The sequence below is a fragment of the Variovorax sp. F042 genome (assembly GCF_057814215.1).
Genome location: NZ_JBVASX010000001.1, coordinates 503,117 through 517,312 on the forward strand (window position 1 = coordinate 503,117; position 14,196 = coordinate 517,312).

Below are 14,196 nucleotides of genomic sequence, written 5' to 3' on the forward strand. Positions count from 1 at the left end.
ACGGCACCTATCGGGTTGCAACCGCGTCGGTTCCGCTTGGTTGCCAGCCACCCCCCAATGCCTTGAAGGCGGTGACCGCGGCGCGTGCCGATTCGGTTTGCGCTTGTGCTCGCGCGTCGGAAGCGCGCAGCAGGTTCTCGTCTGCCTGAAGCACTTCGATCAGGCTGACAACGCCTTTCTGGTAGGCCGCGAATGAAGCGCCTCGCGCACGGCCGAGCGAGTCGACGCCCTGAGCAAGCACGCTGGCTTGTTCCTCGCGCTTGACCAGGGCCGAGAAGGCGTTTTCCACATCCTCGGTGGCACGCAGCACGGCCAGCCGGTAAGCCGCGAGCAGTTCGGCATCCTGGCCCTTGGCCAGATCGATCTGCGCGTTGATGCGGCCAAAGTCGAACAGGCGCCAGCGCAGGCCCAGCACGCCAGCGGCCTGGCTTGCGCCGCTGGTGAACAGGTTGCCGCCGGATACCGATGTCGCGCTGCCGATCAGGCCGCTCAGGGAAAGCTTGGGGTAGTACTCGGCAATGGCGACGCCGATGCGTGCGTTCGATGCGGCGAGGCGGCGCTCGGCCGCGATCAGATCGGGCCGCCGCCTGAGCAAGTCGCCCGGCGTTCCCGCGTCCGTGATCTGCGGGGCGACCGGGATGGCGCCCAAGTTGGCCAATTCCGCCCGGTGCGTGCCCGGGGGCGAGCCCAGCATCACATCCAGCGCATTCATGGCCGCGTCCAGCCCCGCCTCGAGCGCCGGGACGGATGCCCGAACCTGTGCCAGCGCGCCTTCGGCCTGCCGCACCTGAAGTTCGGCCGTCAACCCCTTGCCGTACAGAAGATTGACCTTGGACAGCAACTCTTGCTGCGTGAGCACCTGCCGGCGCGCCACGTCGAGCCGAGTCTGCAGTCCGCGGATGCTGATGTAGATGTCGGCGGTCTGCGCCGCCACGGTCAACCTTGTTGCGGCCGCGCCTGCTTCCGAAGCCTGGTACTCGGCAAGTGCCGCTTCGCGTCCACGGCGCAGGCCGCCGAAAACATCCACTTCCCAGCTTGCACCGAGATTCGCTTCGTAGGCATTGCCGTAGCGGTCGAATCCCGGCCTCGAGTTCAAGACTTGTCCCAGCGGCGTTTCAACGGACTGATAAGCCCGGGCGGCTTGTCCACTGATGCTTCCCGAAGGCAGCAGAGCAGCATTCGCCGCCCCCAGTCCCGCACGCGCTTGAGCGACGCGCGCGGACGCCTGCACAAGATCGAGGTTCTGCGCCAGTGCAAGCGTGACGAACCGAGCCAGTTGCGGGTCATCGAAACCTGTCCACCATGCGAGTCGGTCGACGCTGGTTGAGGCGGGTCGTGCATCGACGGCCGCCTGGCCGAGGTACTGCTGCGGCAGCGGCGTATCGGGCCGGACATAGTTGGGGCCGACCGCGCAACCTGCGACGAGGCTGGCAGCGAAGAGCGGGAAAAAAACGCGCTGGAGCATGGAGTTCTTCCGGAAAGAGGGCGGGAAAGAGGCGTCGAATTGATGTGACTATAATTCAATATGGTCACTCGTTGTTGATTTCCCCTGCTCGCTGTAAGCTGTCGGCCATGAGCAATGCAACTCTTTCTCCGGCTGTGGCGCGCGGCCCTGCCGACCACGATGTGCGGGACCAGATCGTTGCCGCGGCGACCGAGCACTTCAGCCGGTATGGCTACGAGAAGACGACCGTCTCCGACCTCGCCAAGGCCATCGGGTTTTCCAAGGCCTACATCTACAAGTTCTTCGAATCCAAGCAGGCGATCGGCGAAATGATCTGCGCGAACTGCCTGCGCGAGATCGAAGCCGAGGTCCGGGCGGCCGTCGACGGCGCCGATCGCCCTCCCGAGAAGTTGCGTCGGATGTTCAAGTCGGTGGTCGAAGCAAGCCTTCGGCTGTTCTCCGAGGATCGCAAGCTCTACGAAATTGCGATCTCGGCGGCCACCGAGCGGTGGCAGGCGGTAGTCGTCTATGAAGAGCGCATTCGGCAACTGCTCCAGGACATCCTGCGCGAAGGGCGGGAAATGGGCGAGTTCGAGCGCAAGACGCCGCTGGACGAGGCGGTGGGGGCCATCCACCTTGTCATGCGCCCCTACATCAATCCGCTTCTCCTGCAGCACAGCTTCGACCACACGGCTGAAGCGCCGGCGCAACTGTCTGGGCTGGTGCTGCGCAGCCTTTCGCCATGAGGCAGGGATTGATGTGACTATTGACTGAATTGGTCACTGGTATCAAAATGCGGGTCCTGATCACTTCGTCTCTGGGACTCTCATGCTTTGGCGCCGCCTTGCTACCTCTGCAGTCATCTGCGCATTGCCGTTCGCGCTGGTCGCTTGCGGCGAAAAATCGCCGTCCGATCCGCGCACACAGGCGCCGCAGGTGCGCACCGCCACCGTCCAGGGGGCCGGTGCCACATCGCGCGCCTTCACCGGCACCGTAGCCGCCCGGGTCCAGAGTGACCTGGGATTCCGGATTTCCGGCAAGGTGCTGGAGCGGCTTGTGGACGCGGGGCAGGCCGTCAAGCGCGGTCAGTTGCTCATGCGCATCGACCCTGCCGACCTGAAGCTCGCGGCCCATGCGCAGCTGGAGGCGGTCGCCGCCGCGCGGGCGCGCTCGCAGCAGACGGCGGAGGATGAAGCCCGCTACCGCGATCTGCGCGGCACCGGTGCGATCTCGGCATCGGCCTACGACCAGATCAAGGCGGCCGCGGACGCCGCCAAAGCCCAGCTCAGCGCGGCCGAGGCCCAGGCCGACGTGGCCCGCAACGCGAGCCGCTATGCCGAGCTTGTGGCGGACGGCGATGGCGTCGTCATGGAAACGCTGGCCGAACCCGGCCAGGTCGTGAGCGCTGGGCAGGCCGTGGTGCGCTTGGCCCGCGCCGGTCCGCGCGAAGCCGTTGTCCAGCTGCCGGAGACCCTGCGCCCGGCGGTCGGATCCGTCGGACAGGCCACGCTTTTCGGCAAAGAGGGTGTGACGGTGCCGACCACGCTGCGGCAGCTCTCGGAGGCCGCGGATCGGCAGACCCGCACCTTCGAGGCGCGCTATGTGCTCAAGGGCGACCTTGCCAACGCGCCGCTGGGCGCCACGGTCACCATCCGGATTCCGGACGGGCTTTCCTCTGCGCAAGGTGGCTTGCAGGTGCCGATCGGCGCCCTGTTCGATGCTGGCAAGGGGCCAGGCGTGTGGGTCATCGGCGGCGAGCCGGCCAAGGTCAACTGGCGGCCGGTCGTGGTCGAGCACCTGGAAGACGACGGCGCACGCATCGTCGCCGGCCAACTCAAGCAAGGCGACCGCATCGTCGCGCTCGGCGCCCACCTGTTGCACGAGGGCGAGCAGGTGCGGGTGGCGGGCCAGGCTGCTGCTGACGGAGTCCGCCCGTGAGCGAAGGCCGATTCAACCTGTCGGCGCTCGCGGTCCGCGAGCGCTCCATCACCCTGTTCCTGATTTTCCTGATATCGCTGGCGGGTCTTGTTTCGTTCTTCAAGCTGGGCCGGGCGGAAGACCCCGCCTTCACCGTCAAGGTGATGACCATCATCACCGCCTGGCCTGGCGCCACCGCGCAAGAGATGCAGGACCAGGTCACCGAGAAGATCGAGAAGCGCCTGCAGGAGCTGCGCTACTACGACCGTTCCGAAACCTACACCAGGCCCGGCCTGGCCTTCACGACCCTGACCCTGCTCGACAGCACGCCACCCTCGCAGGTCCAGGAACAGTTCTACCAGGCCCGCAAGAAAGTCGGCGACGAGGCGGGCAACCTACCGGCCGGTGTGATCGGGCCGATGATCAACGACGAATACGCGGACGTCACTTTTGCGCTGTACGCGCTCAAGGCCAAGGGCGAGGCGCAGCGGCTGCTGGTGCGCGACGCGGAGACGCTGCGCCAGCGCCTCCTGCATGTGGCGGGCGTGAAGAAGGTCAACATCGCCGGCGAGCAATCCGAACGCATCTATGTCGAGTTCTCGCACGAGCGCCTGGCCACCTTGGGTATCGGTCCGCAGGACGTGTTCGGCGCGCTCAATGGCCAGAATGCCCTGACGCCGGCGGGCTCTGTCGAAACCAAGGGGCCCCAGGTGTTCATCCGCCTGGACGGTTCTTTCGACGAGCTGCAGAAGATCCGCGATACGCCGGTCGTGGCACAGGGCCGCATCCTGAAGCTGTCCGACATCGCCACCGTCAAGCGTGGCTATGAAGATCCGGCGACCTTCATGATCCGCAACGGCGGCGAGCCAGCCCTGCTGCTGGGCGTCGTCATGCGCGAAGGCTGGAACGGGCTCGACTTGGGCAAGGCGCTGGATCACGAAGTCAGCGCCATCAACGCCGAGCAGCCGCTGGGCATGAGCCTGAGCAAGGTCACGGACCAGGCCGTCAACATCAGCGCCTCGGTCGACGAATTCATGGTCAAGTTCTTCGCCGCGCTGCTGGTGGTCATGCTCGTGAGCTTCCTGAGCATGGGCTGGCGTGCGGGCCTCGTGGTCGCTGCCGCCGTGCCGCTGACATTGGCGATCGTCTTCGTGGTGATGGCCGCGACCGGCAAGAACTTTGACCGCATCACGCTCGGGTCGCTGATCCTGGGATTGGGCCTCCTGGTGGACGACGCGATCATCGCGATCGAGATGATGGTGGTGAAGATGGAGGAGGGCTACAGCCGCGTCGCCGCCTCCGCCTATGCCTGGAGCCACACCGCGGCGCCGATGCTCTCGGGCACGCTGGTCACGGCTGTGGGCTTCATGCCCAACGGCTTCGCGCCATCGACCGCGGGCGAATACACCAGCAACATGTTCTGGATCGTCGGCATTGCGCTGATCGCGTCCTGGGTCGTCGCTGTGGTCTTCACCCCCTACCTCGGCGTCAAGCTGCTGCCCGACTTCAAGAAGGTCGAGGGCGGCCATGCCGCGATCTACGACACGCCGCGCTACAACCGTCTGCGTCAGGTGTTGGCGCGTGTGATCGCGCGCAAGTGGCTGGTCGCCGGTGCGGTGGTCGGCCTTTTCGTGGCGGCCATTCTTGGCATGAGTCTGGTCAAGAAACAGTTCTTCCCGATCTCCGATCGCCCCGAGGTGCTGGTCGAGGTGCAGATGCCCTATGGCACGTCGATCACGCAGACGAGCGACGCCGCGGCGAAGGTGGAGGCGTGGCTGGCCAAGCAGAAGGAAGCCCATATCGTCACGGCCTACATCGGGCAGGGCGCGCCGCGCTTCTACTTTGCGATGGGGCCGGAGCTGCCCGATCCGTCGTTCGCCAAGATCGTGGTCCGCACCGCCAGCCAGGAAGAGCGTGATGCCTTGAAGCACCGGCTGCGCCAGGCGATCGCCGACGGTCTTGCCTCCGAGGCGCGCGTGCGCGTCACCCAGCTCGTGTTCGGCCCGTATTCGCCGTTCCCCGTTGCCTACCGGGTCACGGGCCCGGACCCCGACAAGCTGCGCAATATTGCGGCCGAGGTGCAGCGGGTCATGGATGCGAGTCCGATGATGCGCACGGTCAACACCGACTGGGGCACGCGCACGCCCACGCTGCACTTCACCTTGCACCAGGACCGGTTGCAGGCCGTGGGGCTGACCTCCGCCGCGGTGGCGCAGCAGCTGCAGTTCTTCCTGAGTGGCGTGCCTGTCACCGCTGTGCGCGAGGACATTCGAACGGTGCAGGTCGTGGCCCGTTCGGCCGGCGCCATCCGCCTCGACCCGGCGCGAATTGCGGACTTCACGCTGTCCGGCGCCAACGGGCAACGCATCCCGCTGTCGCAGGTGGGCGAGGTCGACGTACGCATGGAAGAACCGGTCATGCGCCGGCGCGACCGCATGCCGACGATCACCGTGCATGGCGACATCGCCGATGGCCTGCAGCCGCCGGACGTATCGACGGCCATCACCCATCAGCTTCAGCCCCTCGTGGACAAGCTGCCGGCCGGCTATCGCATCGATCAGGCCGGCTCCATCGAGGAGTCGGAAAAGGCAACCAAGGCCATGCTGCCGTTGTTCCCGATCATGCTGGCGATCACGCTGCTCATCATCATCTTCCAGGTGCGCTCCATCTCGGCGATGGTCATGGTCTTCCTGACGAGTCCGCTGGGCCTGATCGGCGTGGTGCCGATGCTGATTCTTTTCCGGGCGCCGTTCGGCATCAATGCGCTGGTCGGCCTTGTCGCGTTGTCGGGCATCCTGATGCGCAACACGCTGATCCTGATCGGGCAGATTCACCACAATGAGCAGGAGGGGCTGGACCCGTTCCATGCGGTGGTCGAAGCCACCGTGCAGCGTGCGCGACCGGTGATCCTGACGGCGCTGGCGGCGATCCTGGCCTTCATTCCGTTGACCCACTCGGTGTTCTGGGGAGCGCTCGCCTACACGCTGATCGGCGGCACCTTGGCGGGGACGGTTCTGACCTTGGTGTTCTTGCCGGCCATGTACTCTATTTGGTTCAGGATCAGGCCGGGCAGCGGCAACGCGGCGACGCACTGACGGCGCGTTTCATCACTCATTCCGATCGAAGGAAAACACCATGTCGGTTTCATCGGTTGTTGTTGTGACCGGCGCGTCATCGGGCATCGGACGAGTCGCTGCGGAGATCTTTGCCGCGCGAGGTTGCCGGGTCTTCGGCACAACGCGCGACCTGCGCAAGGTGCCCGCGCTGCCCGATGTCGAGTTCGTCGAGATGGATGTCCGGGAAGAGGAATCGGTGCAGGCCGGCATCGAATCCATCATTACCAGGGCCCTGCGCATCGATGTGCTGGTCAATAACGCGGGGATGATGATGATCGGCGCGGTCGAGGAGACCGCGACGGCCGAGGCCGCGGCGCTGTTCGACACCAACGTCTTGGGCATGCTTCGCACCACGCGCGCCGTACTCCCGTACATGCGCAAGCAGCGTCGCGGGCGAATCGTCAATGTCAGTTCGGTGTTCGGTGTATTGCCGGCACCGTACATGGGAATGTATGCGGCCACCAAGCATGCAGTCGAAGGGCTGTCGGAGTCGCTGGACCACGAGGTGCGACAGTTCGGCATTCGCGCGACGCTGGTGCAGCCGACGTTCACCCGGACCAACCTTGACGCCAACGCCCCCCGTGCGAACGCGCCGATCGCGGACTACGACCGCGAACGCAACCTGGTCGAGCGTTCTGTGACCGACAGCGTCGGCAGCGCGCCCGGGCCGCAGAGCGTGGCAAATACCATCGTTGAGGCGGCACTCGGTCCCTGGCGCATGCGTTGCACGCCACCGGGGCAGGCGTCCATCCTGACGAAACTGCGCCGCTTCATGCCCGCAGGGATCGTCGATGCGAGCCTCAGAAAAAAGCTCGGCCTCACCTGAAGAGTTCGTCTTGCGGTTCGTACAGCCGGGAGAAGCCCTTGGATAGCCTGGATCTCTTGAGAACCTTCAGCGAAGTTGCAGGCTCCGGCAGCTTCTCCCGCGCCGCGAGTCAACTGAAGCTGTCCAGAGGAACCGTCAGCAAGTACATCGCGACGCTGGAAAGCCGCTTCGGTGTTCGTTTGCTGAACCGCACCAGCCACGCTGTCAGTCTGACGGACGCCGGGGTATTGCTGCTCGAAAGAAGCAAACCCATGCTGGAACTGGTGGAAGAAACTCAAGCAGAACTCCAGGATCGGGCGTTGACTCCCCGCGGACGCCTGCGCATTTCCGCGCCGCATGGCATAGACCAGACGCAGCTTCCAGCGCTTATCAATACCTTTCTGGGCCACTATCCGGAAGTCAGCATCAACCTGGTCCTCACCAACCGGATCGTAGATCTGGCGGAGGACGGCATTGACATCGCACTGCGGTTTGCGCCGACGGCCAACGAGAATCTCATTGTTCGAAAATTGATTGCGATGGACCTGAGCGTTTGTGCTGCGCCGATGTATTGGGCAGCGCACGGCATGCCGGCTCACCCCAATGATCTCGCCAACCACAACGCGCTGGTCAGCACACATCTGAACCCTCAACCGAAGTGGCGTTTCGAGGTTGACGGTGCTCCATTGGAAGTCCCCGTGAGCGGACGCCTGAATGCAACCGAGGCGGCGCCGCTGATCCAGGCCGCGTTATTGGGAGCAGGGGTTCTCTACTTGCCTACGGCAATGCTGGCGCCTTACATCGAAAGCGGACGGCTGGTGCCGGCGTTGTCGAAGTTCGTTCGCAGCGACATGTGGCTGTCGGCTGTTTACTTGCAGAGGCGACACAGTACGGCTGTACAGCGTGCGTTCCTGAACTTTCTTGAGGACCGGATCAAACCTCTCAAGCCTGCACGCGGTGCTTGAGCCAGAACGGTCGACTTGCTCGACCTACGAGGCGAAGAGGGATGAGGTTTCCGCTTTGAAGACGCGGCGTTGCTACGTACCCGTACTTCGACGGTAATAACGCACCAGAAAATTGCGTTCTCTGGCCGATAACTTTCAGATCGATGAAAGTTTGAGCCGAGAAAGTACCAGCCGACAATTTTCAAGGACCGATATGAAGAAGATTCAAATTGCTCAGGGCGCTTTTCTTGCGCTTCTTTTCGCTTCGAACGCCCAGGCAGAAATCTACGATGGCGTACTCCAAAGCTCCAGCGTTCGCTCTCGGGCGGACGTCGACGCAGAGGCCGCAGCCGTGGCGAAAAAGGAAGACCCCTATCGGGATTACGCATCGAGTGGAGTCGCTGCTCCACTCGGGTACTCGAAGTCCCGGGATGCCGTCCATGCCGAAGCAGTCAAGGAGGCGCATTCGGCAAATCAGAACCTCACTGGAAAGGCCTACTACAGAGACGCTATTCCGTCCCAGTACCTAAATCAGCCGCAGCAGGTTAACGCTGCGAAGTAGAAGCCCCGGACCTGTTGATGCCAGAAGTCGATGCGCAGGGCGTTCATCTTGAGTGGTACAGGGAGCAGAGTTGACGCGCCAAGCCGAGACGCTTGTGCAAGTCTGTAGAGTCGCAACTCACGCCGCAACAGCTAGCTGCCCATCAGGCGATCGTTCTCCGCGAATATCCGGCATGACTGCCCCGTCTTCTGGCGACAGTAGGAAAGGGCGGAGTTTCGTGCCTTGTCCGGGGAGTGGGCGTCCTGAGCCCAGTAGACACGCCCGCCTTCTGCCGACATCGCCATGGCCTTTTCATTGGGGACACCGTGGAAATAGAGCATCGCCTGTTGGCGCGATTCCGGCGGCAAGCCATCGAGAAACGCCGTCAGGTCCACGCGATCTCCCGCGGGGAGACGGTTGCTTCGAAGAAACCTGTCTATTTCCGGCCGCGTCAGCGCGCTGGCTTGCCAGCGAAAGAGCGTATGCCCGTCCTTCTCAAACGGCGGGAGCAGAACAGAGTCGGCAATGCCGCCGCCTGAGCGATAGGCGACAAGCATGCGTTCCATAAGCTTCGGGCCGAAGAACGGATCGTTTTCCGCGTATAGCCACAGCGTTGGTACCCGCGACGTTTTCCCGAACCCGTTCATGGTGCGGACGAGGTCCGCATCGAAGAGATCGCAGCCCGAGGCGCGCACACCGGGAGTGGCGTTGTGGTGGTAGACGCCGCCCGATATGTTCACCACGGCCGTCAACGGATGATCCGCGCGGGCCGCCAGGTCCAGCATGGAGGCGCCGCCGATCGAAAAGCCGACACCCAGCGTCGTCGCCGGGTCGACGTCCGGTCGGCTGTGCAGTGCATTCAGCACCTGGCCCAGGTCGTCGGCATGCGCATCGAAGTAATGCGCAACGTCAGGCGCCTTGCAAGTGCCGGCCTCGTCCTGAACGGCGCCGGTCGAGTTGCCATAGCCGCGCCAGACGACCGACGCGGCCAACCAGCCGCGATGCGCAAAATCATGGGCAAGATGGGACAGCCAATCGGCATGCATGTCCGAAGGTTCGAGTTTTCCGTTAGAGCCGTTCACGATGAGCGCAACCGGAAATTTTCCGTCGCCGACAGGTCGAACCACGAACGCCTCGAGCAGCTCGACCTTGTCGGGCGCAACACGGACAGGCAGCATGAGCCGCTCTTCACGCACTTCGGTTTCAGCAAGGCATTGGGAAGCGAAGAGGGCGATCCCGCAGCCGATCGTCAGCAGACGCGCAGTTCTGTGCAGCAATTCAAGTAGTTTCATGAGAAGCGCGTGGCTTTTATCAAAACGAAGACATGGTCGTGTGGCCGCCAACCTTTGCAGGCCTGCAACTCTCGCACGATGCCGCGTTTATGGCAGCGCTCCATGACCTTCGCCTGACCACACGTGCCTGCCAGCACATACGCGTGCGGAGGATGCGCAAGCGAAGTCTCGGGGCGCTATCTGAACCTTCTGCCCACTGCCTTGAAGAACATGCGGCGTTCCGCAGGCTGCGCAGGCTGATTCGATGGTTTCATGGAGGATGCTTTCGTCTTCTTCTCTTGCTTGACCCGTTACCGAAGGACGTGTTCTGGCACAGGCGGAGCACCCTCGACGATGTACACGCGCGACTTCGCCGATTTGAAGCGAATGGGCCGGATCGCCCGATACGCTGGCGAGTCGTACCAGGCCTGTGCCTGCTCGAGGCTGGGGAAGGCAATCATGACGATGCGTTTGCCAGGCTCGCCTTCGAGTGAGTTGACCTGCCCGCCCCGCGCGAAGTAGTAGCCGCCGAAGGGCTTGAAGGTCGAGTCCACTTGCGCGCTGTAGGGCTTGATGCCCTCCGGATCCGTGACCTCGAATTCCGAGACGTAGTAGGCCGGTGCCTTGGTGGCAGAAGCCTGCGTGTGCACGGCATCCGCTGCGCACCCGCTCAGGACGACGGCGGAAAGGGCGGCAATCTGCAGGCTCTTGATGTGGGTGAACGAGATCATGGATGCAAGCGTGGTGTGGTGAATTCAGCGTGAGGGAAGGCCGAGGGCGATGGGCTGCGCCTCCACGAGCTTGCGCGAAACGATCATGGACTTGGTGGTCTCGACGTACTTCTTGAAATGCGGCGAGTCGATATGCAATCGATACGCCGCGTCATCCGCGTAGATCTCGAAGAAGCGCAATTGAGCGGGCTGCGCCTTCAGTGCAACGGCATAGATTGCCAGCACGCCCGGCTCGATGCGGATCGACGTGTCGATTTCTTCCGTCACGGCATCCTTGTAGGCCTGGAGCTGGGCTGGATCGATCGTGAGTTCCGCCACGCGCACAAGCGGCTGGCCGCTCAGGCTTGCCTTGGCTCCAAGACGCACGGGTACGACTTCATGCAGCTCACGGCGCAGCATCATGGCGTCGGTCACCGCGCGAAATTTCTGGAAGTGGGGCGTCTGCACGTGATCCCTGTAGGCCTGCGCGTCGACATACATCTCCAACACGCGGACGCGAGCTGGATTGTCTTTCTCCGCCACGGCGTGGAAGGCGAGGACTCCCGGCTCCAGCATGCTGGCCTCGGCGTTTTCGCGCGCGGCCTTGCGAAAGTCGTCGAGTCGGGTCTTGTCGACATCGAGTTCTGCAAATCGCACGAGCGGTGTCGAGGCCGGTTGGGCGAGCGCTGTCTCGCTCAGCGCCAGCGGCAACAGCGACGTGCCGAAGAGTGCGAGCTTCCAGAAATGCCTGGGCGCGCGAATGGTCGGAAATGGCATGCCTCATTCTTGGCGCAAACACGACAGCCTCGATAGACAGATCCGCGCGAGTTCTTGCCTGATCCGACCGTCGCCGCAGGTAATGGACAAGCGACCGGCAAGTACGCCCTACCATGCGCCGTTTCAGCCGTGGAGAAAGAGAAGTGAAGCAAGAGCGGCCCAGTTCCGGCGTGCAGCCGGATACGTTCGAAGCCCTGCGAGCCGCGCTGGCACACCGCATCGCGCGCTGGACGGACGGCGTCGAGCAAGTCGCCACCGCCGTTCCGGGATTGACGCTCTATCGTCACGACGAACCGACAGAGCCGATGAACTGCATGGTGGGCCCCAGCATTGCGCTGACCGTGCAGGGCGCCAAGCGCGCGCTGCTGGGCGAGCATGCCTACAGCTATCACAGTGGCCGCTTCCTCCTCGCCGCGCTCAACTTGCCGGTGGTGTTGCAGGCAGTGGAGGCACACCCAGACCGGCCATACCTGAGCCTGGTGCTGACGCTGGATGCACGCAGCATCGCGGAGCTCGTCCTGCAGGCCGAACCGCCGGCGCTGGAGGGACAGGCGAGCTTGCTGCCGGGCCTGGTTCTGGGCGAAACGACGGAGAAATTCCTCGAACTCTTCTTGCGGCTCGTCGACCTGCTGGACGATCCGGCGGCCGTTCCGGTGCTTGCGCCAATGATGTGCAAGGAGATCTTCTATCGCTTGTTGATGAGCGAGCAGGGCGCGCGGCTGTGGCAGATGGCGTCAGCAGGAAGCCACAACCAGCGCATCGCGCGTGCCATCGAATGGTTGAAGCTGAATTTCGCGCAGCCGCTGCGCGTAGAGACGCTTGCGGCCGACGTGCAGATGAGTCCGTCGCGTTTCCGTCGGCATTTCCGTGCCCTGACGGCCATGAGCCCGCTGCAGTTCCAGAAGTGGCTGCGCCTGAACGAAGCGCGCAGGCTGATGCTGTCCGAAGGCATCGATGCTTCGAGCGCATCGTTCCAGGTGGGGTATCAGAGCCCGTCGCAGTTCAGCCGCGAATACGGTCGTCTGTTCGGCGCGCCGCCGCGGCGCGATGTCCAGGATCTGCGGCAGAAAACCAGTGCCGACGCGGCTCGCTAGCTGCGCCCGGCCCATTGCCGGTTCTGGCGTCATTCCGGAACTGGTGGCGATCACCGGCGACCCCTCGCGGGTCTTGCCGATCGCAGACCTGTCTGCCTCTCAATACGGCGCAAAGTCATCGTTCGAGCCGACGGAATCGACAAAGGCCCTGGCAGGCGCCGCAGCACTGTTCACCGCTGGATCGTTCACCTTGCCAGTAGAGAAGGCCTTTCCGTTGGACCGCATTGCCGCCGCGCATGAACTGAGCGCGCAAGGTCGTGTCACCGGGCGGCTCATCGTCACGATGGGTTGATTGCGAAACAAGCAGGAGTGGGGGAGCGCTCCTGCTTGCGCCTCGCTACCCGACCTCGCCCTGCACACACCCAATACCTTGGGCAGCTGTTCCACCAGCGCATCCACCGCCAGCCGCAGGCGCAGCGGCATGTGCGGCGCAGCGGGCCAGAGGGCATAGCAATCCATCGCGGCGCCGGGCTGGTCGTCCAGCACGCTGACCAGCGCTCCTGTGCGCAGGCGTTCCCTCACCAGCCACTCGGGCAACCACGCGAGGCCGAGGCCGGCCGTCGCTGCGTCTGCGATGGCCTCCAGATCGTCGAGCTGCAGGCGTGAGCTGAGCGGCATCTCCGTGATGTTGTCGTCCCACACGCACCGGCGGCCTAGCCGTTTCCTCTGCATCCTGATGGCCGGTCAACGCGGTATCGACGCGATGATCGGGTGGTGGATAGTTGTGGCGGCTCAGACCCCTGAGGAACGCGACCGGGCAATCGACAGCAAGCTGGCGGTGCTGGCGAATTGGGAAGTTGGGCCAGGCGGAATCGATTGGCTGTCCCAACTCTCAGATCCATCCAAAATAGCGCGCGGCAAGCGTGAGAGGCGCGCCCAGAAACACCACAAGGCCGACGATTTTCGTCAGGAAGAAGAGGGGCTCGCCGCGCTTGACGCGGTTCCATTCGCTCTTCAATACCGCCTGAGCCGTCGCAACAAGGGCCGTTTCCTCCTTCTGGCACGCAGCGAGGTCGATCGGACTCGTGTCCATGAGCTTTTCAAGCGCATTGACGTGCGTGATCACCTTCGCGTTGTTCTCTTCTAACGGATTGAGCCGCAGCAGGATGCTGGTCTTGGCGACAGTGATTCCCACAAAATGATCCTTCGCAGCGTCGTAAAGATCACTGGCGTCCGGATAGCCAACTGCCGCCGCTCCTCGAATCGCATTGGCGTGGGCGATCAGTTGCGAGATTTCGGAGCGCAGCCCATCAATCCATGACTGACGGAATTCCGAGGTCTTCTGGTCCTTGCTAAACACGGACCCTAGAAAACTCATACCCCCTGCAATGGTCGCTGCAATGACAGCGCCGATGGCTTGCGGAGAAAGTTCGAATGTCATGCAGCGAGTATGCCGCCCGAAAAAGCCTTCCGCTTAGGCGTCGACGGGTTCGTGCGACGATCTCGGCCGGAGGCGTCCCGTTTGGCGCTATTTGAGGAGACTTCATGCCGATGTTTCACTTCAAGTTTCCGATTGGTGACGTCATGCCGAGGTTCGGTGGTCCAGTTGATGTCGAGGCTACGATTCGCAGGGTCGC

13 protein-coding genes and 1 pseudogene are annotated in these 14,196 nt (G+C 63.5%); 8 read left to right on the top strand and 6 right to left on the bottom strand.

Annotation, left to right across the window (positions count from 1 at the left end; all coding sequences use genetic code 11):
- Positions 1-7: 7 nt before the first annotated feature.
- A complete protein-coding gene (locus ACZYSP_RS02440) occupies positions 8-1,465 on the bottom strand; it encodes an efflux transporter outer membrane subunit (protein ID WP_489012928.1) in 1,458 nt (485 codons plus the stop codon).
- A gap of 107 nt (positions 1,466-1,572) precedes the next feature.
- On the opposite strand from ACZYSP_RS02440, the gene ACZYSP_RS02445 reads away from it, so the two are divergent.
- From ACZYSP_RS02445 to ACZYSP_RS02470, 6 genes are all read left to right on the top strand, one after another.
- Complete coding sequence (locus ACZYSP_RS02445) at positions 1,573-2,190, top strand: TetR/AcrR family transcriptional regulator (RefSeq protein WP_093074232.1); 618 nt, start codon at positions 1,573-1,575, stop codon at positions 2,188-2,190.
- An 82-nt stretch (positions 2,191-2,272) separates the two neighbouring features.
- The gene (locus tag ACZYSP_RS02450; RefSeq protein WP_489012929.1) at positions 2,273-3,382 is read left to right on the top strand and encodes an efflux RND transporter periplasmic adaptor subunit; all 1,110 of its coding nucleotides are present in this window, start codon (positions 2,273-2,275) and stop codon (positions 3,380-3,382) included.
- Positions 3,379-6,456 (top strand): efflux RND transporter permease subunit, encoded by a 3,078-nt coding sequence (locus ACZYSP_RS02455; RefSeq protein WP_489012930.1) that lies wholly within the window; start codon positions 3,379-3,381, stop codon positions 6,454-6,456. Before ACZYSP_RS02450 ends, ACZYSP_RS02455 begins: the two co-directional genes overlap by 4 nt.
- A gap of 40 nt (positions 6,457-6,496) precedes the next feature.
- Positions 6,497-7,303, top strand: a complete 807-nt coding sequence (locus ACZYSP_RS02460; RefSeq protein ID WP_489012931.1) for an oxidoreductase — start codon at positions 6,497-6,499, stop codon at positions 7,301-7,303.
- Between the two features lie 38 nt (positions 7,304-7,341).
- Positions 7,342-8,247: a LysR family transcriptional regulator gene (locus ACZYSP_RS02465; protein WP_489012932.1), complete on the top strand. Its 906-nt coding sequence runs from the start codon at positions 7,342-7,344 to the stop codon at positions 8,245-8,247.
- A 193-nt stretch (positions 8,248-8,440) separates the two neighbouring features.
- The gene (locus tag ACZYSP_RS02470) at positions 8,441-8,788 is read left to right on the top strand and encodes a hypothetical protein (RefSeq protein WP_489012933.1); all 348 of its coding nucleotides are present in this window, start codon (positions 8,441-8,443) and stop codon (positions 8,786-8,788) included.
- Between the two features lie 131 nt (positions 8,789-8,919).
- Here ACZYSP_RS02470 and ACZYSP_RS02475 read toward each other — a convergent pair whose 3' ends face one another.
- From ACZYSP_RS02475 to ACZYSP_RS02485, 3 genes are all read right to left on the bottom strand, one after another.
- Positions 8,920-10,059, bottom strand: coding sequence for a hypothetical protein (locus ACZYSP_RS02475; RefSeq protein ID WP_489012934.1), 1,140 nt, complete (start codon positions 10,057-10,059; stop codon positions 8,920-8,922).
- 290 nt (positions 10,060-10,349) lie between these two features.
- Positions 10,350-10,769 (bottom strand): DUF1330 domain-containing protein, encoded by a 420-nt coding sequence (locus ACZYSP_RS02480; RefSeq protein ID WP_489012935.1) that lies wholly within the window; start codon positions 10,767-10,769, stop codon positions 10,350-10,352.
- Between the two features lie 24 nt (positions 10,770-10,793).
- Positions 10,794-11,525, bottom strand: a complete 732-nt coding sequence (locus tag ACZYSP_RS02485; RefSeq protein ID WP_489012936.1) for a putative quinol monooxygenase — start codon at positions 11,523-11,525, stop codon at positions 10,794-10,796.
- Between the two features lie 113 nt (positions 11,526-11,638).
- On the opposite strand from ACZYSP_RS02485, the gene ACZYSP_RS02490 reads away from it, so the two are divergent.
- Together ACZYSP_RS02490 and ACZYSP_RS02495 are read left to right on the top strand one after the other, a co-directional pair.
- Positions 11,639-12,619 carry an AraC family transcriptional regulator gene (locus tag ACZYSP_RS02490; RefSeq protein ID WP_489012937.1) on the top strand — a complete coding sequence of 327 codons (981 nt, stop codon included), beginning with the start codon at positions 11,639-11,641 and terminating at the stop codon, positions 12,617-12,619.
- Positions 12,573-12,911, top strand: coding sequence for a zinc-binding dehydrogenase (locus tag ACZYSP_RS02495; protein ID WP_489012938.1), 339 nt, complete (start codon positions 12,573-12,575; stop codon positions 12,909-12,911). Before ACZYSP_RS02490 ends, ACZYSP_RS02495 begins: the two co-directional genes overlap by 47 nt.
- A gap of 95 nt (positions 12,912-13,006) precedes the next feature.
- Here ACZYSP_RS02495 and ACZYSP_RS02500 read toward each other — a convergent pair.
- Positions 13,007-13,291: pseudogene (locus ACZYSP_RS02500) on the bottom strand (LysR substrate-binding domain-containing protein); the annotation flags it as partial.
- A 160-nt stretch (positions 13,292-13,451) separates the two neighbouring features.
- The gene (locus ACZYSP_RS02505) at positions 13,452-14,000 is read right to left on the bottom strand and encodes a hypothetical protein (protein WP_489012939.1); all 549 of its coding nucleotides are present in this window, start codon (positions 13,998-14,000) and stop codon (positions 13,452-13,454) included.
- Positions 14,001-14,196: the final 196 nt, after the last annotated feature.

What these genes read in the sequence shown, in the direction of transcription:
- ACZYSP_RS02440 (WP_489012928.1), bottom strand. Translation starts at nt 1,465, where the DNA reads ATGCTCCAGCGCGTTTTTTTCCCGCTCTTCGCTGCCAGCCTCGTCGCA.
- ACZYSP_RS02445 (WP_093074232.1), top strand. Translation starts at nt 1,573, where the DNA reads ATGAGCAATGCAACTCTTTCTCCGGCTGTGGCGCGCGGCCCTGCCGAC.
- ACZYSP_RS02450 (WP_489012929.1), top strand. Translation starts at nt 2,273, where the DNA reads ATGCTTTGGCGCCGCCTTGCTACCTCTGCAGTCATCTGCGCATTGCCG.
- ACZYSP_RS02460 (WP_489012931.1), top strand. Translation starts at nt 6,497, where the DNA reads ATGTCGGTTTCATCGGTTGTTGTTGTGACCGGCGCGTCATCGGGCATC.
- ACZYSP_RS02470 (WP_489012933.1), top strand. Translation starts at nt 8,441, where the DNA reads ATGAAGAAGATTCAAATTGCTCAGGGCGCTTTTCTTGCGCTTCTTTTC.
- ACZYSP_RS02475 (WP_489012934.1), bottom strand. Translation starts at nt 10,059, where the DNA reads ATGAAACTACTTGAATTGCTGCACAGAACTGCGCGTCTGCTGACGATC.
- ACZYSP_RS02480 (WP_489012935.1), bottom strand. Translation starts at nt 10,769, where the DNA reads ATGATCTCGTTCACCCACATCAAGAGCCTGCAGATTGCCGCCCTTTCC.
- ACZYSP_RS02485 (WP_489012936.1), bottom strand. Translation starts at nt 11,525, where the DNA reads ATGCCATTTCCGACCATTCGCGCGCCCAGGCATTTCTGGAAGCTCGCA.
- ACZYSP_RS02490 (WP_489012937.1), top strand. Translation starts at nt 11,639, where the DNA reads ATGCGCCGTTTCAGCCGTGGAGAAAGAGAAGTGAAGCAAGAGCGGCCC.
- ACZYSP_RS02495 (WP_489012938.1), top strand. Translation starts at nt 12,573, where the DNA reads ATGTCCAGGATCTGCGGCAGAAAACCAGTGCCGACGCGGCTCGCTAGC.
- ACZYSP_RS02505 (WP_489012939.1), bottom strand. Translation starts at nt 14,000, where the DNA reads ATGACATTCGAACTTTCTCCGCAAGCCATCGGCGCTGTCATTGCAGCG.